The sequence below is a fragment of the Shewanella decolorationis S12 genome, assembly GCF_000485795.1.
GTDB classification, from domain to species: domain Bacteria; phylum Pseudomonadota; class Gammaproteobacteria; order Enterobacterales; family Shewanellaceae; genus Shewanella; species Shewanella decolorationis.
In genome coordinates this window covers 755,417-780,173 of record NZ_AXZL01000076.1, presented here as the reverse complement: position 1 = coordinate 780,173, position 24,757 = coordinate 755,417, and the positions used below count along the sequence as shown (strand labels likewise).

The window sequence follows — 24,757 nt, the reverse complement described above, 5'->3', positions numbered from 1 at the left end:
TTTTAATGAAAGCCAAATCCCTTGCATTAGGTTATTGTTTTTACTTGAGAGATCGATTTCAGGATAGTGAGATAGCTAAGGAGATACAGGTGCCTTTTGAATTATCGGAAGAACAGTTGGCGCTAACGGAACAAGACTTGGGGGCGATACTGCCTCGTGAGTACCGTGAAGCAATGAAATTAGATAATGGCGGCGAGGCTGCTACGGCAGAATATGATTGGGAGTTGTACCCGATTAAAGATACTTCAGATAGAAAACGAATTTCCCGCACTTGTAATCATATCCTTTATGAAACTGAGTCGTGCAAAGGATTTGGCCATTTCCCCGATAATGCGGTCGCGATTGCGGGCAATGGATTAGGTGACCAAATGGTTTTTATCAAAGAATCAGGCCGGATTTTGGACTCTGTGTATTTGTGGCTGCATGAAACTGGTGAGCTCCAACAATTAGCCGCTTCATTTAATGGAATTGAAAAGCTGTAAATACTAATAACAGCATGATTAAATTTAAATTTTTAACACGTTAGCTACAGATAACACAGATCCCCTGCGAAGTTGCCGCGGGGCGTTGGAATAAATTACGTGAGTCCGGTCAGGGATGACCGGCTAGCTTTCGGGGTACAGGATGTACCATCGGAAGCGATAGCAATTTATCCATAAGACCAAGGCCAGTCTCTAATGCATGTAACTTCGCTAGGGGCGGCAAGGGAGATCCAAGAGGGGATTGCTGTTGATCCCCTCTTGGTCGGGTGTGGGTTGAAGACCCACGACTTTAATCTTTTGCTTAAGCAAAAATAACCTTTGGATAAGCAGATTTACTGAGTGGGTGTATCCACAAAATGTGAAATACGGCATGACGTATAAAACAAAACCCCAGTGAAAACTGGGGTTTATTGTTTGAGTCTAGGTTGGCAAAGGTTAATCAGCCAAGCTACAAATCAACGCGTTATTTGATAAATGCGAAGGCATCGCCGTAGAGATGGGCTTCATCGACACCCATTTCGCGGAAGATTTCGCGGGCGGCGCCGACCATATCGAAACGACCTGCGATATAGATGTCATAGCCATTGAGGCTAATAAAATCTTGCTTGATTTGGGCGAGTAGATTGGCGGTTTTACCTTGCCAGTTGGCTGGGGCTTCTTCCACCACGGGCACAAAGTGTAACCAAGGGTGGGCGTCGTGCCATTGGCGGGCGATGCTTTCGTAGTACATGGCATCTTGGGTTCGGCAACCCCAGTAGAGAGTGGTTTCGACCTGTTGGCCAAGGGCGATTTGTTGCTCGACAATACTCTTAATGTAAGAGAAGCCTGTGCCACCGGCGATTAACAGGCGAGGGCGAATACTCTCATGGCGTAGATGAGCGTCGCCACCTGGCGCTTCGATATCGATATGCGTGCTATTACGCAATCTTTCAACCACTTGCATTGGATAGCTTTCGCTGACGGCCGCACCAATATGAAGCTCAATCACTTCGGCATTAGGGGCGGACGCGATAGAGAAGGGACGTTTATCTTTTTCACCCATCACAACACACAGGTATTGTCCCGCTTGAAACTCCAAGGGGGTATCGGGCTTTAACCACACCTGATACACGGCGTCATTAAAGGGGGTTACTTTCTCTATCTTACAACGTATGGTTTTCATCAAACTTCCTTTGCACCTTTTTTATCTTGTTAGAGGTGTCGCATTAGGGCCATTCGCGGCCAATTCTTTTGGCTTAAGTGGGTACGTCGTGCTTAAGCTGAATTATAGGGTTGGGCTGTCGTCTATGCCTAACTCATCCCAGATTGAGTCGATCTTTTGCTTGACCTTAGGATCCATCACAATCGGTGTGCCCCATTCGCGGTTGGTTTCGCCTTCCCACTTATTAGTGGCATCGAGACCCATTTTGGAGCCGAGGCCCGCCACGGGAGAGGCAAAGTCGAGGTAATCGATAGGGGTGTTATCGATCATCACGGTATCGCGTTTAGGGTCCATACGTGTGGTTATGGCCCAAATCACATCGTTCCAGTCGCGACAATTGACATCGTCGTCGACCACCACAATAAACTTGGTGTACATAAATTGGCGCAGGAAGGACCAAGCGCCCATCATCACCCGTTTCGCATGGCCGGGGTATTGTTTGCGAATCGAGATCACCGCCATCCGATAGGAGCAACCTTCAGGAGGCAGGTAAAAATCAATAATTTCAGGATATTGCTTGCGAAGAATCGGCACAAACACTTCGTTGAGTGCCACACCTAACATGGCGGGTTCATCCGGTGGACGGCCAGTATAGGTGCTGTGGTAAATCGGATCCTTACGGTGGGTAATATGGGTCACGGTAAAGACGGGGAATTTATCCGTCTCATTGTAGTAACCCGTGTGGTCGCCGTAGGGACCTTCTTCGGCCATTTCGTCGGGGTCGATATAGCCTTCGAGGATGATCTCGCTGCTGGCGGGCACTTCTAAATCACAGCTTAAAGCTTTGCAGACTTCGGTGCGCTCACCGCGCAGTAATCCTGCGAAGGCGTATTCGCTCATGGCATCGGGCACTGGGGTGACTGCGCCTAAAATGGTCACAGGATCAGAGCCTAAGGCAACCACCACTGGGTAACGCTCGCCGGGGAATTGCTCTTTAAAATCGGCAAAATCAAGCGCGCCACCACGGTGGGATAGCCAGCGCATAATGAGTTTATTCTTGCCGAGTAACTGCTGACGGTAGATCCCAAGGTTTTGGCGACTCTTACGCGGCCCTTTAGTAATGGTTAAGCCCCAAGTGACCAGCGGCGCGACATCGCCCGGCCAGCAATGCTGAATTGGCAACTGAGTTAAATCGACCTCATCACCGGTTTTAACCACTTGTTGGCAGGCGGGATTACGCACTGTCTTAGGCGGCATATTCAAGGCTTGCTTGAACATGGGGATTTTTGAAATCGCGTCTTTAAAGCCGCGTGGTGGCTCAGGTTCTTTTAAAAACGCCAGCAGCTCACCCACATCGCGCAGTGCTAACGGGTCGTCTTTGCCCAGCGCCATAGCGACACGTTTGGGGGTACCAAAGAGGTTGGCCAGCACTGGCATTGAATGATTGGTTGGATTTTCGAATAGGAGTGCAGGGCCTTTGGCGCGTAGAACGCGATCGGCGATCTCTGTCATTTCTAAATGAGGATCAACGGGGTAGCTAATGCGTTTGAGTTCGCCATTGGCTTCCAGATGATCGATAAAGCTGCGTAAATCCTTAAAACTCATGTGGAAATAGCCTCTGCAGTGGAAATCCGTGTGGCGCGCACTATAGCATTTTTCTGTTTTAGGGTTAACCTATTCAGTGATCTTCAAGCTTTGGAAGCGTAAAATGCTTGTCCTAGGTCGATGTTTATTTGACCCGTGCCCGGTATTTCGAGGTTTATATGACACTCTCTCCATGCCTTGTTAAAGATAAAAATCTTCAACTTCAATCAGTTTGCTTACCTAAGCCGGCTGAGCTTTGGCATAAAACAGGCTTTGCCTTGTCTTTACTGGGTGCCTTATTGATTTGCACCTTAGCCGTGCCGAATCTGGCGGCGGCGCGCGATCGTGGTAATGATCGCCATAGCGAGAGTCATGGTCGCCACGACAATCACTACAATAATCACCATAAACATGGGGATAGCCACCGCCACTATCGTCCCTATTACCGCCCTTATTATCCTTGGGGATTGGGTTTAGGGGTTGGTTTAGCGACGGGCTGGAACCTTGGCTATGGCTGGAATGATGGGATATGGAATGATGACTGGCGTTGGAATAGCTCGCGCTATTGGAACTCCCCCTATTCGGGCATAGGTTTGTCGATTCCTATGGCCTATGATGATACGCCAGTGGCTATTTCTGCGCCTGTGCGTGTTACCACCAGTATGCAATATTCGCCCAGCGAAGGCCGTATGGTGTCGAATATGCCAAATAGCGCGACTGTGATATCACAGACTGGTGCATCGACGGCGAGCGCATCAACCGTCTCAGCGGAGCAAATTGCCAATGTTCCCCGTGCACGGCCGGCACGTAGTGTGTCGAGTCTGCCGAGCAATGCCAGAATAGTGCAGCAGGATGGCCGTACCTTATATGAGTGGCAAGGCACGCTTTATGCCTTCGATTGGAATAGTCAAACCTATCAAGAACAGTTAGTTAAGTAATCCATTTTTATCAACGCTTCTATAACTGGAGCCCCAAGTGGGCTCCTATTTTTTTCTTAGCCAGTTGTCGTTTTACAGAATAGCGGAGAAATCGTTTGCAAGCAGTTCAACCCAACGCTCAACCCCCAGCTCAAAGCAGCGCGCTTTGGGTGTTGTTAGCCTTGGCATTAGGCACTTTTGCCCTAGGCACTACAGAATTTGCCGCCATGACCTTAGTGCCTTATATCGCCAGCGATTTAAGTGTCGATGTCGCCCATGTGAGTTATGCCATCAGCGCCTATGCCCTTGGGGTGGTGGTGGGATCGCCCATCATTATGGTGCTGGGAGTGAGGATTAAGCGGCGCACGCTGTTAATTGCCTTGGCCGCCATGATGGCGGTTGCCAATGGTTTAAGTGCCTTGGCGCCCAGCTTGAATTGGTTAGTCTTTTTCCGCTTTTTAAGTGGCTTGCCCCATGGTGCATATTTTGGTGTCGCTATGTTACTGGCGGCATCCTTAGTGCCTCCCGAAATGAAGGCTCGAGCGGTTTCTCGGGTGATTATCGGCTTAACCTTAGCCACTATCGTTGGCGTGCCCTTTGCGACTTGGATGGGGCAAACCGTCGGTTGGCGCTCTGGTATCGGTATAGTGGCGATTATTGCCGCCGTTACTGCCGTGATGCTGTATTTTCTCGCGCCGAATGTCGCCGTACCGCAAAATGCCAGTCCGAAAAAAGAGCTGCAAACCCTGAAGAACCGCGAAGTTTGGCTCACGCTCGGCATTGCGGCTATCGGTTTTGGTGGGATTTTCTGTGTGTATACCTATCTGGCCGAAACACTGATCCAAGTCACCCAAGTCGAGCCTTTTAAAATCCCGGTGATGATGGCGGTCTTTGGGATTGGCGCCACCTTAGGCACCTTAGTCTGTGGCTGGGCGGCGGATAAGTCGGCGCTGGCGGCGGCATTTTGGTCGTTGGTGTTAAGTACCTTAGTGTTGGCGCTGTATCCGAGTTTGACGGGATCTTACTGGGCATTAATGCCGATAGTATTCTTTGTGGGTTCGGGGATTGGTTTGGCAACCATAGTACAGGCGCGATTAATGGATGTGGCTCCCGATGGGCAGGCCATGACCGGCGCTTTAGTACAATGTGCCTTTAACCTTGCTAATGCCATTGGCCCTTGGGTGGGCAGCTTAGTGATCTTATCTGGCCAAGGTATTGCCGCGACTGGCTATGCCGCAGCACTTTTATCCCTTGGCGGTTTAGTTATGTGGTGGTTAACCCATAGGGAGAGCCGCCGAAGCAGTGCACTGTGCACCGCTAATTGCATCGACTAAGGGATTGATTCAAAAGAATGGGCGGCCAAGGCAATTTGTACCTTGGCCGCCCATGTGTTTATCGTTAACTCGTCGTCTTAATCCATTAACCCCGTTGAATGGTGATATCGGCGATATAGCCATGCTCAGTAGCGAGCAGCGCTTGTTTTAGCATGCCAGCGGCCTCATCGGCGGACATAAAGCTTGAGGTGTCTAGACTCTTACCACTGCTCGGCCAAAAGCCGGTATCCATACCGCCGGGATAAACCGCAATCAACTTCATCGGACTTTGCTTGAGCTCCAAACGCACCGATTCGATAAAGCCACGCACCGCCCACTTGGCGGCGCAGTAGGTCGATTCACCCGCTTTGGCGGCGAGGGCGGCGGTGGACATCACGATCACGACCTTAACTGCTTGCTGTTTATAGCGTTTCACTAATTCACGTACCAACAGAATGGTTGAAGTGACATTGTTATTCAGCAGCGCTTGGATTTCACTCGTGCCTTGGGTTTCCAGCGCGCCAAAGTAACCACTGCCAGCGCAGTGAATAACCGTGTTGGGGGCATCAGTGAGTCCATCGAATAACGCTTCGACACTCGCATCGTCCGCTAAATCGGCACTAATGGCGCTGATGCTTTGGGTCGAAAATGGGCTGAGGGCATTGGCCACGGTATGCAGGCGATTGGCATCGCGCCCCGTCAGTGTAAGTGCTTGGTTATCCTTGGCATACAGGGCCGCTAATGCCGCGCCTAAGCCACTGCTTGCGCCAGTAATCAGTATCATCTTTACCTCTAAATTCTATTTCGAAGTCTAGGTTTCGATCAGAGTGAATAGCGGCTGGTCGAAGGCGACATCGTCCCCGTCTTTCACCCAAATGGCGCCAACTATGCCGTCACGCTCGGCCTCGATGGGATTTTGCATCCGCATGGCTTCGATAATACAAAGCGTGTCGCCGCGCGCCACTCTTTGACCCACACGCACTAGCGGCGCCTCGGTTTGGCCTTGTGAGGTATGGAAGGTACCGACCATGGGCGATAGCTGCACAAAACCTTCAATCATGGGCAGTGCGTCACGGGCTTTCGCCAGCTTTGGGCTTGATGCAGTGGAAGGCGGAGGATTGTGCGCGCTCTCATGTGTGCTTGAGGTATGCGGGCTGTAGCGGGTGATGCGAATAGACTCTTCCCCTTCGGTAATCGACAGCTCTGCAATCCCAGATTCCTGCACTAATTCAATCAGTTTTTTGATCTTTCGAAGGTCAACCGCCATGGCTTGTGGCTCCCTATACTCACGCTAATCGCGTTTATGCCTTTAATCTTTTAATCGCCGCCGAGAGGGCAAACTCATAGCCTTGGGCGCCGAAACCACAAATCACTCCAATGGCCTTATCGGACAAATAGGAATGGTGGCGGAAGGGCTCGCGGGCATGAACATTGGATAAATGCACTTCGTAAAAGGGAATATCCACCCCAAGTAGTGCGTCACGCAGGGCAACACTGGTGTGGGTAAAGGCAGCGGGATTGATAATAATCATCTGCGCATCGGTGGCATGGATAGCGTTGATCAGCTCAAATTCGGCATTCGATTGAATATGCTCAAGTTGTACGCCTGCCGCCTGTGCTTGTTCAGTTAACAGGGCAACGATATCGGCTAAGGTTTGATGACCGTAAACACTGGGCTCGCGGCGGCCAAGGAGATTCAAATTGGGGCCATTGATGAGCAGAACTTTATGATTCATTACGCTTTCCTTTTACGACATGCCTTAACGGGTTGAATGCCATTAACTTAACCTGTTCGGGCGGATTTTGCATTATGAATGTCACCACTCTGTCGGCGGGGTTAATCAAACTTAATCTGTCGCATGGCCTTAGTGGCGCCACGTTGTTTTTTCGCATCTAAGCGTTTGGTTTGGCTGCTTTTAGTTGCACGTGTCGGTATACGTTTTTTGGGCACTTCGGCCACGCTGGCTACTAGGGCGATAAATTGCTCCAAGGCGGTTTGCCGATTCGCCTCTTGGCTGCGGCTCGCCTGACATTTGATGATGATTTTGCCGCTGGCGGTGATGCGATGATCGGCTTTTTGCAGCAGGCGCTGCTGATAAAACTCGGGTAATGACGAGTGTCTGATATCAAAAATCAATTGGGCGGCGGTGGAGACTTTATTGACATTCTGCCCGCCAGCGCCGCTGGAGCGGATAAATTGCCACTCGATTTCATTTTCCGGAAGTTCCACACGGTTTGAGATTTTTATCATGGCAGACTTAGTGGTTTGTCCAATTGCTTTGAGAAGCGAGCAATAACTGCTTATGGCTTTTCAATAGATTTGTTATCATCGGGCGCATTCTTGCAGGGCAAGCGTGGCTGCCCGTTGCAAAATAGTGTTCTCGTTTCGGAGTGCCTTTATGTTATGCCAAATCCCCGATATTGCTAAGGGTGTTATCAGTCTTTTCGCCAGTGGTCGACTCTCTTCAACCGATTATCGTACCCGCTTACAGCCGGCCATTAAGAGTTACCGCAAGGATTGGGGACAAGTTTGCCTGTATATCGAGGCGGATGTCTTACTCGAAGGTTGGGAATTTGAGTCGCTAACGGGCAGTGGTGAAGTCCAACTCCCTAATTTTGAAGCTTTAGTATTTGTTGGCGGCCCAGATTGGGTGGGTAATGCTGTGCGCTTACTCGGCCCCTTTATGCAGGGCGAAGTCGCTTGGTTCCCCTTGGAGCAGAAAGCCAAAGCCATTGCGTGGATCGCTAAACGTTCAACTTTTTAATGGCCCATGGTGGGTATAACTTATAGGGAATTAAATATGTTTTTGTTGAAAACTATGACTATCAAACCGACCGCTAAATTAGGCGCTATCGCCCTAGTGTTGGCCTTTACCGCAGGCTTAAGTGCCTGTGCGCCAGAGGTAGGTAGTGATGCTTGGTGTAAGCAAATGAAGGAAAAACCTAAAGGTGATTGGACGGCTAACGAAGCGGCCGATTACGCCAAACACTGCGTGTTTAAGTAAGTTTTTCAAGCGAATAGTGTCACAGCTTAGCTTATTTTAAGTTGCAAGCTGTGAACTTATGCTTAAAATCCCTGTCTGATGTTTGCGCAAGCTTTTGCTGAATTAAGACTAAATCGTCCCAAGGTGATATTTGATTTCGACCGCTAAACCATTCTTTAGCCGAATGGTGACCCTACTGATAGCCATTATCGTGCTGCAATTTGCGGGCGCGAATTTGGGTGCCCATCAGTTACATGCGGGCAATGGCGCCGAAGAAGCCGAAAATCATCCCCATCTCCAATTTAGTGCTCCCGTGACCACCTTGGCCCAATGTGTGGATTGTGTGTGTCCTAACGAGCAGACACTCGGATTCAGTGCCGAGGCGTTTGGCGAAACGGCACTTAAGTCGGGTATAGCAACGGCGAGCGTGAGTGGCCATTCACACTTAGTGCAAACCACTGAAATTCAAGATTTTGACCTTTGCCTTGATTGCCAATGTCACGGCGGTCATGTGGCGTTGTTATCCCATACCGAGAGCCAAACGGCTATCGCGTTTGAATCGGCTTATGTACCAACGGATTTAGCCTATTTCCCACCTGATCAATTACCTAAGTACCGCCCTCCCATCGCTTAACCTTCAATATCTGCTTATCGCTTCGTTATTGTGCGCAGCCATAAGCCCTTAATTTATCCCCAACGCATCGATAACTGGTCTAAACGGCCATGGCTCGCGCTAGCGCTTTGAGCTTATTCGACATTTTACGCTTTTGGGGGGCATTCGATTGGTATCCACACGTCTCTTGCGTGGGGCCAGTCCTATTTAGATATTGTTAGGAATTGCGATGAAGAAAACCATTATCGCCCAGACCTTGTTTGGCCTATTTAGCACACTCGTGCTCGTTGGCGGACAGGTTCACTCTGCTGTTGCAGCAACCTCAAGCCTTGAAGTGAGCGAGCTAAATGCTGAAGGCACTTTATTAGCGCAAGGCGAGCTATTAACCGAAGAAACTCAAGCTTCCCTCAAGCAGTGGATGCCAGAGTTACTCAAGAAAATTAATCAGTTACCCGAAGTGCAGGCGCAAATTGCTCGGCAGCAACAGGCTGAGCTCGCCATTGCGGCGGCGGATCGCGCCATCTATAACCCTGATCTTGGACTCAATTATCAAAACGCCGACACAGATACCTACAGCCTAGGGCTGAGTCAAACCCTAGATTGGGGCGATAAGCGCGGCGTAGCGACCCGCCTTGCCCAGCTCGAGGCACAAATCCTGTTAGCGGATATACAGCTAGAGCGCAGTCAGATGCTGGCCGAGCGGCTATTGGCGCTGGCCGAGCAGGCGCAGAGCAATAAGGCGCTGACCTTTGCCGAGCAGCAATTAAGGTTTACACAGGCACAGCTCAATATTGCCGAGCAGCGCTTTGCGGCGGGGGATTTATCCGATGTTGAGTTGCAACTGCTAAAGCTCGAACTGGCGAGTAATACCGCCGACTATGCGCTGGCCGAGCAAGCGGCGTTAGTGGCCGATGGCAAAGTCATCGAATTACTCGGCGTCGATAAGCTGGGATTTAGAGAGTTTATCCCCGAGATTGGTCAATGGGTGACGCAAATGAACCCGAAAGTGGATTTACCCGCATTGACCAGTGCACATCAACAGGTGTTGTTGGCCAAGGCCAATGCCATGAAGGTTAAGGCGGACACGGCGGCCGATCCCACCATCAACCTCGGTGTTGAAAAGGAAGGCGATGACAACAAGTTTGGCGTCGGCGTGGCCATCCCTTTGCAGGTGCGGAATAACTACAGTGAGTTACAGGCGGTTGCCGACAAGGGTATCGCAATCGCGGAGCAGAACTACTTAGCCCGTGAGCGAGTGCTTACGGCCAAACAGGCACAATTTACCAATGCCTTACCCCGTTTACTGGCGCGCTACCAAGATTGGCGCGAGCGAGTTGCTGCCTCGGGGAGTAAAGCAGCTAAATCCTTAAGTGAGCAGTGGCGTTCGGGTGATGTGAGTACCAGCGAGTATTTGCAGAGTCGACGTCAGCTCGCGGCCAGTTATTTGGTCGGTTTAAACCTCGAAACGGCAATTTATCAGAGTTGGTTAACTTGGATGGGGGACAGCGGTCAGCTGCTGCCCATGATTGACACCTTAGCCGACACATCCGTCGGCAAATCAAGGTCCACTTCTTCCACACATGCCGTGCCAGCAAAGTAATCGTGAGGTAATACTATGAATTCATTTACTCAAAAATCGTCTTTCCAAACGTTGGGCACAGTGTCTACTGCGGGCTTAAGGTCTTTATTTACTCCTTCCCGTTTAGTGTTGGCCTTGATGCTGTCCTCCTTAACCCTGACGCCGAGCTTCGCGGGTGAAGGCTATGATCACGGAGCTGAAAAGGTCACCAATAAGGCAGAAAAAAGTGCTTCAGCGACTGAAGACGACCATGGTGAGCAGGCACTTACTTTTACGCCTGCGCAGTTGGAGCTGGCAGGCGTGCGCCTGTTGCCCTTGAGCAGCGATAGCTTAAGTTTTAGCAATCTCAACCTCGATACTATGGCGACCGCCACTCTAGTGGTTGACCGTGATAGAACCGCGACCTTAGCACCGCAGCTGGATGTGCGGGTGCAGGCGCGCCATGTGGTGCCCGGTCAAGAGGTGAAAAAAGGTGAGCCCTTACTGACCTTAGGCGGCGCAGAAGTTGCCAAGGCGCAGGCGGAATATATTAATGCGGCCGCAGAATGGAGCCGAGTGCGCCGGATGAGTGAGGGCGCGGTGAGCGTGAGCCGCAGAATGCAGGCGCAGGTTGATGCCGAACTGAAGCGAGCGATTTTAGAGGCGATCAAAATGACCCCTGAACAAATTCGTACTTTAGAGTCGACCCCTGAAGCTATCGGAAGTTATCAACTGTTGGCACCTATCGATGGCCGAGTGCAGCAGGATATCGCCATGCTAGGCCAAGTGTTCACCGCTGGTACGCCATTAATGCAATTGACCGATGAGTCGCACCTTTGGGTGGAAGCGCAATTAACCCCAGCACAGGCGGCTAATGTGAATGTCGGTGGCCCGGCGTTGGTGCAAGTGGGGGATAAAACGCTGGCGGGCAAGATTATCGGCCGTTCCCATGAGCTGGATAGCGTAACCCGCACCGAGCAGATTTTAGTCAGCATGCCAAACCCAGAGCATGTGCTGCACGCGGGGCAATTTGCCGAGCTGTATTTTGCCGATGCGCCTAAAGGCAGCGACTTATCATCAGGCTTCTCTTCTGGAATCGTCTTGCCCGATGCGGCGCTTACCCGCAGTGGGGATGGTGATTGGCAGATCTTTATTCAAGACGAGGATGGTTTCGAAGCCATTGAGGTGGAGCTGGTGCAGCGTCAGCGTGGCTTAAGCCTAGTGCGCGGCGACAAGTTGGATAAGGCACGACAGGCACAACTAAAAGTGGTAGTGGGAGGCGCATTTTTCTTAGCGTCGGAGCAGGCTAAAACTGGCTTTGATATTCATGCCCACTAATGCCGCTTAGTCGAACCTTCTCAAGCCCTATTTTACGCCTTTTTAAAGGCCTAGGGCGAATGCGCGAGGAATTTATATGTTGCAAAAAGCAATCGAAGCCGCGATTAAAAATCGGCTATTAGTAGTGCTGGCACTGCTTGCTGTGGTGGCCACCAGTGTCGCCATGTTGCCTAAATTGAATCTGGATGCCTTTCCCGATGTGACCAACGTACAGGTGACCATCAATACTGCGGCCGAGGGTTTGGCCGCCGAAGAGGTGGAGAAGCTTATCAGTTATCCGGTCGAATCGGCCATGTATGCCTTGCCGGCGGTGACTGAGGTGCGCTCATTGTCGCGTACAGGCTTGTCCATCGTGACCGTGGTATTTGCCGAGGGTACGGATATTTACTTTGCTCGCCAGCAAGTGTTTGAGCAGTTACAGGCGGCGCGGGAGATGATCCCAAGTGGGGTGGGGGTGCCAGAAATTGGCCCTAACACTTCAGGCTTAGGGCAGATTTATCAGTACATTCTGCGGGCCGACCCTAGCTCGGGTATTAATGCCGCCGAGCTGCGAAGCCTTAACGATTACCTCGTCAAACTGATCATGATGCCCGTGGGCGGCGTGACCGATGTTTTATCCTTTGGCGGCGAGGTGCGCCAGTATCAAGTGCAGGTCGACCCTAACAAGTTACGAGCCTATGGTTTGTCGATGGCGCAGGTGAGCGAGGCGCTTGAGAGCAATAACCGCAATGCTGGTGGCTGGTTTATGGATCAAGGCCAGGAGCAATTGGTGGTGCGAGGTTATGGCATGTTACCCGCGGGTGAAGCAGGGCTTGCCGCAATTGCCCAAATTCCGCTGACTGAAGTGCGTGGCACGCCAGTGCGAGTGGGCGACATTGCTCAGGTCGATTTTGGCAGTGAGATCCGTGTTGGGGCCGTGACTATGACGCGCCGCGATGAGGCGGGTCAGGCGCAAAACTTGGGGGAAGTAGTCGCGGGCGTGGTGCTTAAGCGCATGGGCGCCAACACTAAGGCGACGATTGATGATATCGATGCGCGGATTAATCTGATTGAGCAGGCGCTACCCAAGGGCGTGTCCTTCGAGGTGTTTTACGACCAAGCGGACTTAGTGGATAAGGCCGTTACCACAGTGCGCGATGCGCTATTAATGGCCTTTGTGTTTATCGTGGTGATCTTGGCGCTGTTCCTCGTGAATATCCGCGCCACCCTGTTGGTGCTGTTGTCTATCCCCGTATCCATTGGTTTGGCGCTGATGGTTATGTCCTACTATGGCCTGTCTGCCAACTTGATGTCCCTTGGTGGGTTAGCGGTGGCCATTGGTATGTTGGTCGATGGTTCTGTGGTGATGGTTGAGAATATTTTCAAACATTTAACTCAGCCAGATCGCCGCCATTTAGCCCAGGCGAGGGCGCGCGCTGATGGCGAAGCCGACCCATACCATGGCGATGAGGATGGTAGTATCCGCGCCGTTGAAGCGGACAACAGCATGGCTGTGCGCATTATGCTGGCGGCGAAAGAGGTTTGCAGTCCGATCTTCTTCGCGACCGCCATCATCATTGTGGTGTTTGCGCCGCTATTTGCGCTGGAAGGGGTTGAGGGCAAACTGTTCCAGCCGATGGCGGTCAGCATTATTTTGGCGATGATTTCAGCTTTACTGGTGGCCTTGATTGCCGTACCGGCACTGGCGGTTTATCTGTTTAAGCGTGGCGTTGTGCTGAAGGAGAGCGTCGTCTTAGCCCCTTTGGACTCGGCATATCGCAACCTGCTGAGTGCAACCCTTGCTAGGCCAAAGTTGGTGATGATCAGCGCGCTGCTGATGTTTGCAATGAGTATCGTATTGCTGCCAAGGCTGGGTACCGAGTTTGTGCCCGAGCTAGAGGAAGGCACGATTAACCTTAGGGTGACGCTGGCACCGACTGCGAGCCTTGGCACTTCCTTAGATGTGGCGCCAAAGCTTGAGGCCATGCTGCTGGAATTTCCCGAGGTGGAATATGCCTTGAGCCGTATCGGTGCGCCCGAATTAGGCGGCGATCCTGAACCCGTCAGCAATATCGAAGTCTATATCGGCCTTAAACCCATCGAAGAATGGCAATCGGCTAGCTCGCGTTTGGAGCTGCAACGGCTGATGGAGGAAAAACTGAGTGTTTTCCCTGGACTGCTGTTGACCTTCTCACAACCGATTGCGACGCGAGTCGATGAGCTGCTCTCTGGGGTAAAGGCACAGTTGGCGATTAAGCTTTTTGGTCCTGATTTAGCCGTGTTGTCTGAAAAAGGCCAAGTGCTCACCGATCTGGTGGCGAAAATCCCCGGTGCTGTGGATGTGTCCCTCGAACAGGTGAGTGGTGAGGCGCAGCTGGTGGTGCGGCCAGATCGTTCACAGCTTGCCCGCTATGGTATCAGCGTCGACCAAGTGATGTCGCTGGTGAGCCAAGGGATTGGTGGCGCGAGTGCTGGACAGGTGATCGACGGTAATGCCAGATACGACATTAATTTGCGCCTCGCTGCCGAGTATCGCAGCAGCCCGGATGTGATTCAGGATTTACTCCTTAGCGGTAGTAATGGCGCCACAGTGCGTTTAGGTGAAGTCGCCAGCGTTGAGGTAGAAATGGCGCCGCCGAATATTCGCCGTGACGATGTGCAGCGCCGTGTGGTGGTGCAAGCCAACGTGGCGGGGCGGGACATGGGATCTGTGGTCAAAGATATCTATGCGTTGGTGCCTCAGGCCGATTTGCCCGCGGGATATACTGTGATTGTCGGCGGTCAGTATGAGAACCAGCAAAGAGCACAGCAAAAGCTGATGTTGGTGGTGCCAGTCTCTATCGCCTTGATTGCCTTGCTGTTGTACTTCTCCTTTGGCGCGGTGAAGCAGGTTTTGTTGATTATGGCGAACGTTCCTCTGGCATTAATTGGCGGTATCGTGGCGCTGTTTGTCAGCGGCACTTATCTGTCGGTGCCGAGCTCCATTGGTTTTATCACGCTGTTTGGGGTAGCGGTGCTCAATGGCGTGGTGTTAGTGGACTCGATTAACCAGCGCAGACAGAGCGGAGAGTCGCTGTATGACTCGGTTTATGAAGGCACGGTTGGCCGTTTACGCCCCGTACTGATGACGGCCTTGACCTCGGCCTTGGGTTTGATCCCCATCTTAGTGTCATCGGGTGTGGGCAGTGAAATCCAAAAGCCATTGGCGGTGGTGATTATCGGCGGGCTGTTTAGCTCTACTGCGCTGACCCTATTAGTATTACCGACCTTATATCGCTGGTTATATCGTCACGATAAATTGCCTGACTAGTTGGCCGTTAAGCCTTGGCGCGATTTTGTGCCAAGGCTTAACGTTAAAGTTTAAAAATCAGCGAGCTATAGTGTGCGATATAGGCTAGGCTTAGCGCTGGTATTAAGGATAAGTATCTCTGGAGAGAGTATGATCGCAGTCATTTTTGAAGTCGTTCCCACGAAAGAAGGAAAGGAAGAATATCTGCACGTAGCCGCTGAAATGCGCCAATATTTAGAAGGGCGTCAGGGATTAATTTCGATCGAACGGTTTCAGAGCTTAACCGACGATGGCAAGGTGCTAAGTCTATCGTTTTGGGAAGATATGGCCTCTATCACCCAATGGCGCAATCAAATGGCCCATAGCATTGCTGAGCAAACTGGGATTATGCCTTGCTTGTTTAACGCTTATCGGATCCGTGTCGCTGAAGTAGTGCAAGACTATAGTGAAACCTTAATTGATGCAGCTGAATAACCTAAGCGCATAATCCCAAAACAAAACCCATCGCTGCCGATGGGTTTTTTATTGTAATCAATCAGATAAAAATGGCATTAGCTTATTTTTCTTGCTGCGCTTTAAGCAGATCGCGGATCTCTGATAGTAATTCTTGATCTTTGGTTGGTGCTGGTGGGGCTTTAGGCGCTTCTTCCTGTTTGCGTTTTAGGCTATTAATGGCTTTTAAGCCCATAAAAATCGCGAAGGCGATAATGGTAAAGTCGATAATAGTTTGAATGAATTTACCGTAAGCAATCACCACCGCTGGCGCATCGCCCTGGGCTGCGAGCAACACAACGCTCAGATCGCTGAAATTCACGCCACCTAAGATGATCCCAATTGGCGGCATAATGATATCGGCGACAAAGGATGAGACTATCTTGCCAAAAGCGGCACCGATAATAATACCCACCGCCATATCGATCACATTGCCACGGGACGCAAAAGCCTTGAACTCTTTAATTAAGCTCATAAGGTTTCCTCCTAAATTAAAAATGAAATGTTAAATTTTATTGTGTTAACTGTATCAGGAAAACCTAAGGGTCTTTTGCTGCCTGTTACCTTGCCAAGCTTATAGGGGCTTAAGGATTAAGGCAATTCTGGTATTCAGGATTTCTCCTTCGCGGCTTTATTTCTACTTGTCAAAGTTACAATTGTTAAGTTGGCGTGAGTTGCTTTGTTCTTGTTGACCAATAAATTCTGGCACTTCTAATACCTGTGAGCCCCAGCGTTTAAACAGGGCAGAATAGATAAATTCGATAAACACTCGATATTTTCGCGGCAAATAAGCACGCTTGGGGTAACTGAGCACCACTTTGGTTTGCACCATAGGGTAATCATCGAGGAGTCGCACTAAATAACCTTTCTCTACCGCCTCTTGGGCAATAATTGAAGGTACGGCCGTAATGCCAAGCCCTGCAATAGCGGCTTCGCGGGCAATGGTGACATTGTTTACCGTGAGTTGTGTTACCGGTTCAATCACCACCCAAGACTGACCATCAAACAGCTTCCATGCGCCTTCAATATGGGCCGACTGTAAACGAATCGCTTTATGCTTGGCTAAGTCCTGCGGCACTTTGGGTGTGCCATGCTCGGCTAAATACTTGGGGCTGGCCATCAAGGATTTATAGGCGTTAACTAATGAATAACTCTGTAGGCGGGAGTCGCTCGAGTCAGCGATTTGGAATAACAAATCGATACCTTCTTCTATCACATCCACCTTACGGTTAGTGAGCTCAGCCTCGATGGTGATATCGGGATAAAGGGTTAAAAACTGGGCGAAGATAGGCCCGAGGAATAATTGGCCTAATTCGATGGGGCACACTATTTTTAGGTTGCCTTTAATCAATTGCTGGTGGGCGCTGAGTTGATTTTCGGCGCTCTGTAGATCGCTCAAGATCTTATTGATCCGATTGTAGTAGCTTGATCCCGCCTCGGTGAGTTTGAGGGCGCGGGTCGTTCGGAATAACAATTGGGTACCAGTATCTGCCTCAAGTTCGGCAATCTTGCGGCTGACAGTGGCCTTAGTTAAACCAAGGGCCTTAGCGGCGCCGGTGAAGCTGCCTTGCTCGACGACTTGGGCAAATATCTGCACGCGATTGAGATCCATGATTGTTACACCTGTGAAACAGTGGGTTGATTTTTAACTATCTAATAAACGTGATGAGACAGTAGTACACTAGCACTCACTAATCAAGGAGTCATTCATGTCCAAAAGTAAACTCATCATCGCCGTTCCACTATTGCTCGCCGCCGTTGCGGGTGGCGGTTATTACTGGTGGACGCAGGTTCGTTTTATCGAAACCACTGATAACGCCTATGTTGAGGCCGATATTTCCCATGTGAGCGTGAAAGTACCGGGTTATGTGGTGCTATCCGATGTGACCGATAACCAGCATGTGCGCAAGGGCGAGTTATTGGCGCAACTTGAAGATAATCAGTTTAGCGCCAAAGTCAGCCAAGCCGAGGCGTCACTCGCCAGTGCTAAGGCCGATCTGCAAACCTTAGCTGCTAAGGTGGAATTGCAGCACGCGTTGATCAGTCAAGCGAGTGCGGGCGTGGTCGCGGCGCAGGCCGATAAAATCCGTGCCGAGCAACAGTTAAGCCGAGCTAAAAAGTTAAAAGTCAGTAACTACAGCTCACAGGACGATGTCGACCAATTACAAGCCGGTTTTGATTCTGCTGCCGCGCGTCTCGATGAAGCCAAGGCACTGTTAGTGGCTAAAGAGCGTGAGCTCGCCGTATTTAATGCCCAGCTGAATCAGGCTGGTTCTGTGGTTGAACAGTCGAATGCGGCATTGGAGCTGGCTAAAATTCAGCTTAATGATACCCGCGTGACCGCGCCTTTCTCTGGGGTGATTGGTAAACGCGGCGCTATGGTGGGGCAATATGTGCAACCCGGCCAGGCACTCTACAGTTTGGTTCCGGATGGGGCTGTGTGGATCACGGCGAACTTTAAAGAAACCCAAATCCAACATATGCAACCTGGACAGTCGGTGCAGGTCAGTCTCGATGCGTTTCCCGACAAAACCTTTACAGGTGTTATCGATAGTCTGTCACCGGCGTCCGGAGCCAAATTTAGTCTGCTGCCCGCCGAAAATGCCACGGGTAACTTCACGAAAATCGTCCAACGTATCCCTGTGCGGATCCGTTTAGATCTCTTAGAAGAGGCGCGTGTCGTCCCCGGGTTAAGTGCTGTGGTCAAGGTCGACACTGCGTCGCATCCGACGACAGCCATCGCTGCTAACGTCGGTCGCTAAGTAGGTCGTTAACATGAGCACAATTGCTGCGGCATCTGAGGCTATCGCCGCGGGGGCTACACCGAGCGAATATGAGCGCGGTAGTCGCCGTTCGTGGATTGCCGTTTTCGGTGGTTTGATTGGCGCCTTTATGGCGATCCTCGATATTCAAATCACCAATGCCTCGATGAAGGAAATCCAAGGCAGCCTCGGCGCAACGCTGGAGGAAGGCAGTTGGATTTCAACGGCTTATCTGGTTGCCGAGATGATTGCGATCCCGCTCTCGGGTTGGTTAAGCACTGGGCTTTCGGTCAGGCGTTATCTGCTGTGGACCACCGCTGCCTTTATCTTTGCTTCTATCCTGTGTTCGATTTCGTGGAACCTCGAGGCCATGATCGCCTTTCGGGCGTTGCAGGGCTTCTTTGGTGGCGCGCTGATCCCGCTAGCCTTTCGGTTGATCTTAGAATTTTTACCCGAGAATAAACGTGCCATAGGGATGGCGCTCTTCGGGGTGACGGCGACGTTTGCACCCTCGATTGGCCCAACCCTAGGTGGTTGGTTAACTGAGCATTTTAGCTGGCATTACCTGTTTTATATCAACGTGCCGCCCGGATTGCTGGTAATGGCGATGCTGGCCTACGGCCTCGAAAAGCGCCCTGTGGTGTGGGACAAACTGAAAAATGCCGACTTAGCGGGCATTGTCACCATGGCGCTAGGCATGGGCTGCCTCGAAGTAGTGCTTGAGGAAGGCAACCGCAAGGATTGGTTTGGCTCGGATTTAATCCGCAATCTCGCCATTATTGCCGCGGTGAATTTAGTGTTGTTTGTGTGGATCCAGCTTAAACGTAAAGATCCTTTAGTGAATTTACGCCTGCTCGGTAAACGCGATTTTGTGCTTTCGACCATAGCTTACTTTTTGCTGGGGATGGCACTCTTTGGTGCTATCTATTTGATCCCACTTTATTTGTCCCAAGTGCATGATTACACACCGCTGGAAATCGGCGAAGTCATTATGTGGATGGGTTTCCCGCAGCTCTTGGTATTGCCATTAGTGCCGCGGTTAATGCAACGTTTCGACGGGCGTTATTTAGCCGCCTTCGGCTTTTTTATGTTTGCCCTCAGTTATTACATGAATAGCCAAATGACCGCCGATTACGCCGGGCCGCAGATGATCGCCTCCCAGGTGGTGCGCGCCTTAGGCCAGCCCTTTATCTTAGTGCCCATTGGCATGTTGGCGACGGCCCATTTAAAGCCCCATGAGAATCCTTCGGCTTCGACCGTGCTGAACGTGATGCGTAACTTAGGCGGCGCCTTTGGTATCGCGCTGGTGGCGACCTTAACCGATAACTTGGCCCGTAGTCATTTGGCCCATGTGAAGGAGTCTCTGCCAGCGGTCAGCACACAGGCGCAGGATTATTTGAATCAGAGCGCCAACATGTTGCAACAGGGCGGCTCGGATCCCTATACCGCCTCCATGCAGGCCAAGGCGCTATTAGGGCAAACCATGAGTCAGCAGGCCTATATTCAAGCCTATAACGATGTGTTTTTTATTATGGGCGCCCTGTTATTAATTGCCGTGGTGGCTGTGCTGCTTATCCGTAAACCACAAGGGCCAGTCGCCCACGATGCGGTTGTCGAATAAGACTGACTTATTTCGTTTTCGCAATGCGTAACCCCTGCGCCTTAATTCCCCCAGGATTAAGGCGCTTTTTTATGTGTAGACCTGTGATAGACTCGAGCTCTTTTCCGGTTGTACGCAGAGCTTTTTTATGTCGATACCAGATTCAGTCGAGTGGCAAAATCTTAAATTTAATCAATTAACTGCTAACACTTTGTATGAGATTCTCAAACTGAGAGTCGATGTGTTTGTGGTCGAGCAAGCCTGTGCTTATCCAGAGCTTGACGATAAAGATAGACACCCTGAAACCCAGCATTTATTCGGCTTATCGCCAGCGGGCGAGTTACTCACCTATGCCCGCATCTTACCCCCTGGGCTGAGTTATCCCGAGGCAAGCATTGGCCGAGTCGTTGTGTCTCCTGCGGGACGAGGTAAAGGATTGGCAATGCCGTTGATGCAAAGGGCGATTGAATCGGCGCTCAGCACTTGGCCTGCTGCGGGGATCCAAATTGGTGCTCAGGATTATCTGAAAAGCTTCTATCAAAAACTCGGGTTTAGCGCGTGCTCTGAAATGTATTTGGAAGATGGTATTCCCCATATTGATATGCGCTACCAGCCTCAGTGATCTGGTTTTAACTAGCTGAATTTACTCTTATTAAGAAAATCAAATGACTACAGTTACGGATTATAAAATTAATCAACAACAACTCGTTTGCGTCGCGAGCTTTTTAGCGAAAGAAGGTAAAACCGAGGCCTTGATTGCGGCGCTTGCTTCGCTGATCCCCGATACGCGCCGCGAAGCGGGCTGCATCCGTTATGAGCTCAACGTCAGCCGTGATGAATCGCGCCGCGTGACATTTGTGGAGAAGTTTGTCGATATCGCCGCGTTCGATGAGCACTGCGCTAAGGATGCCATTCAGCATTATTTCCATCAGGTGATGCCCGAGCTAGTCGAGTCTTTCCATGTGGAAACTTACCATCAAGTCATCGCTTAATTTATCTTACTTAACAGGAGTTTGTAGTGTTACTTAATTACATTGAACCTGTATTTAGACCGCCATCAGAATGGAAGTCGCTAATACTGCAAGTGACTAACGGTTGTAGTTGGAATCAGTGCAGTTTTTGCGATATGTACACTCAGCCGCAAAAAGCCTTTAGAGCACAAAAACTCGATAAGATTGAAAAAGATATTCTCGCGATTGCCCAAACTGGTATGCCTGTATCGCGGGTGTTTTTGGCTGATGGTGATGCAATGAGCTTACCCTTTGCTCGGTTAGAGGCGATTTGCGAGTTAATCCAGCGCCACTTGCCGCAGGTTACGCGGATCAGTAGTTATTGTTTGCCGCGTAACTTGAATAATAAAACCCCTGAGCAGCTCGCTCGGCTGAGGGAGTTAGGCTTAAGTCTGCTGTACGTTGGCTGCGAAAGTGGTGATAACGAAGTGCTGGCCAAGATTAAAAAGGGCGAAACTTTCGAGTCATCGCTGGCGGCATTACAAAAAATTCGCGCGGCGGGGATGAAGTCTTCTGTCATGATCCTCAATGGCTTAGGTGGCGTGGCGTTATCGCAGCAACATGCCATCAACTCGGCCAAGTTGATGAATGCTGCCCAGCCCGATTATTTATCCACTTTGGTGGTTACTTTGCCGCTCGGTACAGAGCGGATGGATGCAGTGTTTGATGGCCAGTTTCAGTTACCGGACCAATTAGGATTATTCCAAGAAATGCAAACCCTGCTTAGCCATTTGGAGCTGGAGCAAACGATTTTTCGCTCCGACCATGCCTCTAACTATCTTGTTTTAAAAGGAGTACTAGGTAAGGACAAGGCCAAATTGCTGGCACAGGTCGAGCAGGCAATTCACGCGCCGCGCAGCATTCCCTTAAGGCAGGAATGGCAGCGGGGATTATAAATCGATTGAGTGTAAGTTGAAGATTAGGCTTTGTTCGCTTTGGCATGTTCGCGTTTATCAAACGAGTCACGACGCGTTGTGAGTCTACTTAAATGACCGAGGCTCTTATGACATAAACTAAGAGCTCCGGCTTACCAAACGGTCCATTTGGACGGCGTATAGTAGGTATTTTTACTGTGTTAACAGCCAGTTGTTAACCACAATATACGGGCTTTGACTTACATAAATATCAGCCAAATTACTGCAAAAATAACCCTGAAACGTCAACACGCCCTAGTTACTGGACTTACCTTTGATATTTAGCATTAAGCGTTATTTTGCCGCTTGATATATCTCAGTTCGATTTCTTTTAAACGACGGTTAAAATCTTCTAAATGCGCTAGCATGGCAGCTTCAGCTTTGGCCTCGTCTTTTTCGATTACGGCTTGCACTATCGCATCGTGTAAGCCTAAAGGATGGATTTCATCCGTCGGCGGCTCATACTTTATGGTTTGATTTTTAAGTAAAATTAACAGCGACTTGACTATGGCTTCTAAAAAACGGTTTCCAGACATTTCAGCTAATAAATAATGTACTTCGGAGCGTAAAGCGACAGTATCCGGATAAGCGTGCGAATCATTCTCGTGTCGTAAAGCTTCGTGTAGCGCTATTGCCTGCGTTGGTGTGCAATTTTTAGCGGCCATCCGAGTGACTTTAGGCTCAATCAAAATACGCGCTTGGCATAACTCAGGAAGTGACAGTTTTCCCATCATAAACATATCATGACAAGCGTCACTTAAACGTTCAAATGTCAGATGTTTAACAAATGCACCGCCAGTTGCACCTTGACGAATTTCGACTAATCCGCCAGCCTCAAGGCTTTTAATTGCTTCTCTGACAACGGTTCTACTCACTTGAAATAACTCAATGAGCTCGCGTTCAGATGGCAGTTTATCACCTGCTTTATAATCACCACCTAAAATAGCGTTTTTTAGCTGTTGTCCTACTTCACTAGATGCTTTTATCTGCTTAATTGGCTTGAAGTTATGCACTAGTTTGCCCTCAAAATACTTAGTGAGGTCATCTTAACATTAAAAGCACTTTTGAGGCAGAAAATGTACTCTCGCTTTTCCTATATTAGTGATTAAAAAATATTCACTTTTGTTGATCAAAGTAACATCTAGATAAATTTCGCAACTAGTTTCTCATATTTAATCAATCTTTATTGTTAACAAAAGTTATACGTCATACATTTGTCCAAGGTGGTTTTGAGTCTATTTCTTAACCAGCATAGGTATGTTCAACATATCAACTCATAACAGGAAGATGATGATGAAAATTAAAAGCTTGTCTTTTTTTGTGCTATCTGCGCTTTCTGTATCTGCGTTTGCAGATACAACAATTGATAAAATGTTTAGCGAAGGAACAGTTAAAGGTGAATTGCGATTATTTGATTTTACGCGTGATTTTGATGGTGCGACAAATAAAAAACATGACACTTCATTAGGTGGGCTGTTCTATTATAATACAGCGAAAGTAAGTGGGATTAGTTTTGGGACTAGTTTTGCATCTGCTAACCCTATTTGGGTTAACGACTCTGATAGTGTTTATGGTTTAGTTGCTCGAGATGCTAATGGTGGCCACGATAACGTTAATCGATTACAAGAATATTTTGTTCAGGGCGAATGGTGGAGTACTAAATTTAAAGTTGGGGCTCAAGAATTAAGAACTCCTATGATGAACCCTCACGATATTCGAGCTATTCCAAGAACGTTTCGTGGATTTACTGTTGAAAATAACAGCGTAAATAATCTTACCCTTTCAGCATTATATATTACGGATTCAATGGGATGGTCCGATAATAGTTTTGTATCTGTAAAAGATGCGGTACAAAGTGAATTGGCCAGAGCGGGTATTGTCGCTAATGTTGCAGATAATCCAGTGTATGCACTTGGTGCTAAGTACCAGTTACCAATTGAACGGGTAAAAACTGAGGTTAGTCTTTGGCATTACAGGATGGAAGATGTTTTTAATCAATCATATGCAAAGATTAAGCTATCTACTGACCTCGGTGCGGCGAACGTTTATTTTACTCCTTCTTATTTAACTCAGAAATCAACAGGTGAAGAAACGGGTGGCCCATTAGACACTTACCAATATGGTTTTCACCTAGGGGCTAAATTTGTCGGTGCTGATATTACCTATTTATACGCTAAGACAGGTGATGATACTGTGCTTACACCATGGGGTGATGAAAAAGTCGTTATCCAGCAAGTTTATCAATCAGCACGGGGGAATGAAGAGGTTAATGCATTGAAACTGGCATATGATTTTGAAAAGCTAGGTATCAATGGATTAGAAGCTTATGCATATTATGGACAATATGATGTACCAGAAGATAAGGGGAGTGATTTTAGTGAGATGAACTATTCAATTAGTTATAAGTTCTCTGGTGCTCTTTCTGGTTTAGGATTAAAAGCTCGATACGCTAATATCGATTTTGATCAAGGTGAAAACTTTAATGATGTTAGATTTTATATTAACTATAAATTTATGTTAGGTCATTAGCGATAAATTTTGCTCCCCTGCAACTTTTCTAAGGGTATACCATGATGATTAGGTATGCCCATTTTTGTTTTAAATCTAATTAGTAGTCATTTGTTATAATAAAACTTTTATTAAATATTGCTAATTTAAATTAAATAGTTGGCTGTTCATAAAATAGGGCTGATATTCCATAAATTGAATATTTGTGAAGCACTGCAAATATGCATTGAATACCTCTTTTTTAGTATCGTCATATGTCATACATTTAATTGT

The 24,757-nt window shown here is 49.2% G+C and carries 25 protein-coding genes; 16 read left to right on the top strand and 9 right to left on the bottom strand.

Annotated elements, in window-relative coordinates; genetic code table 11:
- Positions 1–89 precede the first annotated feature (89 nt).
- Complete coding sequence (locus SHD_RS20425) at positions 90–482, top strand: SMI1/KNR4 family protein (RefSeq protein ID WP_039978826.1); 393 nt, start codon at positions 90–92, stop codon at positions 480–482.
- 463 nt (positions 483–945) lie between these two features.
- Here the strand turns inward: SHD_RS20425 and fre are convergent, their stop codons facing one another.
- Together fre and ubiD are read right to left on the bottom strand one after the other, a co-directional pair.
- Complete coding sequence (gene fre / locus SHD_RS20420; RefSeq protein ID WP_023268869.1) at positions 946–1,644, bottom strand: NAD(P)H-flavin reductase; 699 nt, start codon at positions 1,642–1,644, stop codon at positions 946–948.
- Between the two features lie 102 nt (positions 1,645–1,746).
- On the bottom strand, positions 1,747–3,228 hold the full coding sequence (gene ubiD / locus SHD_RS20415; protein WP_023268868.1) for a 4-hydroxy-3-polyprenylbenzoate decarboxylase: 1,482 nt from the start codon (positions 3,226–3,228) through the stop codon (positions 1,747–1,749).
- Positions 3,229–3,386: 158 nt separating this feature from the next.
- Between ubiD and SHD_RS20410 the strand changes: the two genes are divergently transcribed.
- Together SHD_RS20410 and SHD_RS20405 are read left to right on the top strand one after the other, a co-directional pair.
- Entirely contained in the window at positions 3,387–4,145 is a 759-nt protein-coding gene (locus SHD_RS20410) for a hypothetical protein (protein WP_023268867.1), read from the top strand.
- 95 nt (positions 4,146–4,240) lie between these two features.
- Entirely contained in the window at positions 4,241–5,458 is a 1,218-nt protein-coding gene (locus SHD_RS20405) for an MFS transporter (RefSeq protein WP_023268866.1), read from the top strand.
- An 85-nt stretch (positions 5,459–5,543) separates the two neighbouring features.
- On the opposite strand, the gene SHD_RS20400 is transcribed toward SHD_RS20405, so the two are convergent.
- From SHD_RS20400 to arfB, 4 genes are all read right to left on the bottom strand, one after another.
- Complete coding sequence (locus SHD_RS20400) at positions 5,544–6,221, bottom strand: SDR family NAD(P)-dependent oxidoreductase (RefSeq protein ID WP_023268865.1); 678 nt, start codon at positions 6,219–6,221, stop codon at positions 5,544–5,546.
- Between the two features lie 27 nt (positions 6,222–6,248).
- A complete protein-coding gene (accB, locus tag SHD_RS20395; RefSeq protein ID WP_023268864.1) occupies positions 6,249–6,704 on the bottom strand; it encodes an acetyl-CoA carboxylase biotin carboxyl carrier protein in 456 nt (151 codons plus the stop codon).
- A 34-nt stretch (positions 6,705–6,738) separates the two neighbouring features.
- On the bottom strand, positions 6,739–7,173 hold the full coding sequence (aroQ, locus tag SHD_RS20390) for a type II 3-dehydroquinate dehydratase (RefSeq protein WP_023268863.1): 435 nt from the start codon (positions 7,171–7,173) through the stop codon (positions 6,739–6,741).
- 101 nt (positions 7,174–7,274) lie between these two features.
- Positions 7,275–7,688 carry an alternative ribosome rescue aminoacyl-tRNA hydrolase ArfB gene (arfB, locus tag SHD_RS20385; RefSeq protein ID WP_023268862.1) on the bottom strand — a complete coding sequence of 138 codons (414 nt, stop codon included), beginning with the start codon at positions 7,686–7,688 and terminating at the stop codon, positions 7,275–7,277.
- A gap of 148 nt (positions 7,689–7,836) precedes the next feature.
- Here arfB and SHD_RS20380 point away from each other — a divergent pair, with 148 nt between their 5' ends.
- The 7 genes from SHD_RS20380 (at position 7,837) to SHD_RS20350 (ending at position 15,672) form a co-directional block, all read left to right on the top strand.
- Positions 7,837–8,202 carry a SpoIIAA family protein gene (locus SHD_RS20380; protein WP_023268861.1) on the top strand — a complete coding sequence of 122 codons (366 nt, stop codon included), beginning with the start codon at positions 7,837–7,839 and terminating at the stop codon, positions 8,200–8,202.
- Positions 8,203–8,238: 36 nt separating this feature from the next.
- Complete coding sequence (locus SHD_RS20375) at positions 8,239–8,442, top strand: DUF3012 domain-containing protein (RefSeq protein WP_023268860.1); 204 nt, start codon at positions 8,239–8,241, stop codon at positions 8,440–8,442.
- 163 nt (positions 8,443–8,605) lie between these two features.
- Positions 8,606–9,055: a hypothetical protein gene (locus SHD_RS20370; RefSeq protein WP_023268859.1), complete on the top strand. Its 450-nt coding sequence runs from the start codon at positions 8,606–8,608 to the stop codon at positions 9,053–9,055.
- Positions 9,056–9,263: 208 nt separating this feature from the next.
- Entirely contained in the window at positions 9,264–10,634 is a 1,371-nt protein-coding gene (locus SHD_RS20365; RefSeq protein ID WP_023268858.1) for a TolC family protein, read from the top strand.
- A 15-nt stretch (positions 10,635–10,649) separates the two neighbouring features.
- Entirely contained in the window at positions 10,650–11,930 is a 1,281-nt protein-coding gene (locus SHD_RS20360; RefSeq protein WP_023268857.1) for an efflux RND transporter periplasmic adaptor subunit, read from the top strand.
- Positions 11,931–12,006: 76 nt separating this feature from the next.
- Entirely contained in the window at positions 12,007–15,219 is a 3,213-nt protein-coding gene (locus SHD_RS20355; protein ID WP_023268856.1) for an efflux RND transporter permease subunit, read from the top strand.
- Between the two features lie 129 nt (positions 15,220–15,348).
- A complete protein-coding gene (locus SHD_RS20350; RefSeq protein WP_023268855.1) occupies positions 15,349–15,672 on the top strand; it encodes an antibiotic biosynthesis monooxygenase family protein in 324 nt (107 codons plus the stop codon).
- Positions 15,673–15,754: 82 nt separating this feature from the next.
- On the opposite strand, the gene mscL is transcribed toward SHD_RS20350, so the two are convergent.
- Both mscL and SHD_RS20340 read right to left on the bottom strand, forming a co-directional pair.
- Positions 15,755–16,165 carry a large-conductance mechanosensitive channel protein MscL gene (gene mscL, locus SHD_RS20345; RefSeq protein ID WP_023268854.1) on the bottom strand — a complete coding sequence of 137 codons (411 nt, stop codon included), beginning with the start codon at positions 16,163–16,165 and terminating at the stop codon, positions 15,755–15,757.
- 162 nt (positions 16,166–16,327) lie between these two features.
- Positions 16,328–17,302 carry a LysR family transcriptional regulator gene (locus SHD_RS20340; protein ID WP_023268853.1) on the bottom strand — a complete coding sequence of 325 codons (975 nt, stop codon included), beginning with the start codon at positions 17,300–17,302 and terminating at the stop codon, positions 16,328–16,330.
- 97 nt (positions 17,303–17,399) lie between these two features.
- Between SHD_RS20340 and SHD_RS20335 the strand changes: the two genes are divergently transcribed.
- The 5 genes from SHD_RS20335 to SHD_RS20315 all read left to right on the top strand — a co-directional run bounded on the left by SHD_RS20335 (position 17,400) and on the right by SHD_RS20315 (position 21,958).
- Positions 17,400–18,452 (top strand): HlyD family secretion protein, encoded by a 1,053-nt coding sequence (locus SHD_RS20335; protein WP_023268852.1) that lies wholly within the window; start codon positions 17,400–17,402, stop codon positions 18,450–18,452.
- 13 nt (positions 18,453–18,465) lie between these two features.
- Entirely contained in the window at positions 18,466–20,073 is a 1,608-nt protein-coding gene (locus SHD_RS20330; protein ID WP_023268851.1) for a DHA2 family efflux MFS transporter permease subunit, read from the top strand.
- Positions 20,074–20,200: 127 nt separating this feature from the next.
- Positions 20,201–20,674 carry a GNAT family N-acetyltransferase gene (locus tag SHD_RS20325; protein WP_023268850.1) on the top strand — a complete coding sequence of 158 codons (474 nt, stop codon included), beginning with the start codon at positions 20,201–20,203 and terminating at the stop codon, positions 20,672–20,674.
- A 43-nt stretch (positions 20,675–20,717) separates the two neighbouring features.
- A complete protein-coding gene (locus SHD_RS20320) occupies positions 20,718–21,044 on the top strand; it encodes a putative quinol monooxygenase (RefSeq protein WP_023268849.1) in 327 nt (108 codons plus the stop codon).
- Between the two features lie 26 nt (positions 21,045–21,070).
- A complete protein-coding gene (locus tag SHD_RS20315) occupies positions 21,071–21,958 on the top strand; it encodes a radical SAM protein (RefSeq protein ID WP_039978823.1) in 888 nt (295 codons plus the stop codon).
- Between the two features lie 305 nt (positions 21,959–22,263).
- Here SHD_RS20315 and SHD_RS20310 read toward each other — a convergent pair whose 3' ends face one another.
- Positions 22,264–22,989 (bottom strand): FadR/GntR family transcriptional regulator, encoded by a 726-nt coding sequence (locus SHD_RS20310; protein ID WP_023268847.1) that lies wholly within the window; start codon positions 22,987–22,989, stop codon positions 22,264–22,266.
- Positions 22,990–23,269: 280 nt separating this feature from the next.
- Between SHD_RS20310 and SHD_RS20305 the strand changes: the two genes are divergently transcribed.
- Positions 23,270–24,505, top strand: coding sequence for an OprD family outer membrane porin (locus tag SHD_RS20305; RefSeq protein ID WP_235056987.1), 1,236 nt, complete (start codon positions 23,270–23,272; stop codon positions 24,503–24,505).
- Positions 24,506–24,757 lie beyond the last annotated feature (252 nt).

Coding starts and splice junctions, on each gene's coding strand:
- fre (WP_023268869.1), bottom strand. CDS start 1,644: ATGAAAACCATACGTTGTAAGATAGAGAAAGTAACCCCCTTTAATGAC.
- ubiD (WP_023268868.1), bottom strand. CDS start 3,228: ATGAGTTTTAAGGATTTACGCAGCTTTATCGATCATCTGGAAGCCAAT.
- SHD_RS20410 (WP_023268867.1), top strand. CDS start 3,387: ATGACACTCTCTCCATGCCTTGTTAAAGATAAAAATCTTCAACTTCAA.
- SHD_RS20400 (WP_023268865.1), bottom strand. CDS start 6,221: ATGATACTGATTACTGGCGCAAGCAGTGGCTTAGGCGCGGCATTAGCG.
- accB (WP_023268864.1), bottom strand. CDS start 6,704: ATGGCGGTTGACCTTCGAAAGATCAAAAAACTGATTGAATTAGTGCAG.
- aroQ (WP_023268863.1), bottom strand. CDS start 7,173: ATGAATCATAAAGTTCTGCTCATCAATGGCCCCAATTTGAATCTCCTT.
- arfB (WP_023268862.1), bottom strand. CDS start 7,688: ATGATAAAAATCTCAAACCGTGTGGAACTTCCGGAAAATGAAATCGAG.
- SHD_RS20380 (WP_023268861.1), top strand. CDS start 7,837: ATGTTATGCCAAATCCCCGATATTGCTAAGGGTGTTATCAGTCTTTTC.
- SHD_RS20375 (WP_023268860.1), top strand. CDS start 8,239: ATGTTTTTGTTGAAAACTATGACTATCAAACCGACCGCTAAATTAGGC.
- SHD_RS20370 (WP_023268859.1), top strand. CDS start 8,606: ATGGTGACCCTACTGATAGCCATTATCGTGCTGCAATTTGCGGGCGCG.
- SHD_RS20365 (WP_023268858.1), top strand. CDS start 9,264: ATGAAGAAAACCATTATCGCCCAGACCTTGTTTGGCCTATTTAGCACA.
- SHD_RS20360 (WP_023268857.1), top strand. CDS start 10,650: ATGAATTCATTTACTCAAAAATCGTCTTTCCAAACGTTGGGCACAGTG.
- SHD_RS20355 (WP_023268856.1), top strand. CDS start 12,007: ATGTTGCAAAAAGCAATCGAAGCCGCGATTAAAAATCGGCTATTAGTA.
- SHD_RS20350 (WP_023268855.1), top strand. CDS start 15,349: ATGATCGCAGTCATTTTTGAAGTCGTTCCCACGAAAGAAGGAAAGGAA.
- mscL (WP_023268854.1), bottom strand. CDS start 16,165: ATGAGCTTAATTAAAGAGTTCAAGGCTTTTGCGTCCCGTGGCAATGTG.
- SHD_RS20340 (WP_023268853.1), bottom strand. CDS start 17,302: ATGGATCTCAATCGCGTGCAGATATTTGCCCAAGTCGTCGAGCAAGGC.
- SHD_RS20335 (WP_023268852.1), top strand. CDS start 17,400: ATGTCCAAAAGTAAACTCATCATCGCCGTTCCACTATTGCTCGCCGCC.
- SHD_RS20330 (WP_023268851.1), top strand. CDS start 18,466: ATGAGCACAATTGCTGCGGCATCTGAGGCTATCGCCGCGGGGGCTACA.
- SHD_RS20325 (WP_023268850.1), top strand. CDS start 20,201: ATGTCGATACCAGATTCAGTCGAGTGGCAAAATCTTAAATTTAATCAA.
- SHD_RS20320 (WP_023268849.1), top strand. CDS start 20,718: ATGACTACAGTTACGGATTATAAAATTAATCAACAACAACTCGTTTGC.
- SHD_RS20305 (WP_235056987.1), top strand. CDS start 23,270: ATGAAAATTAAAAGCTTGTCTTTTTTTGTGCTATCTGCGCTTTCTGTA.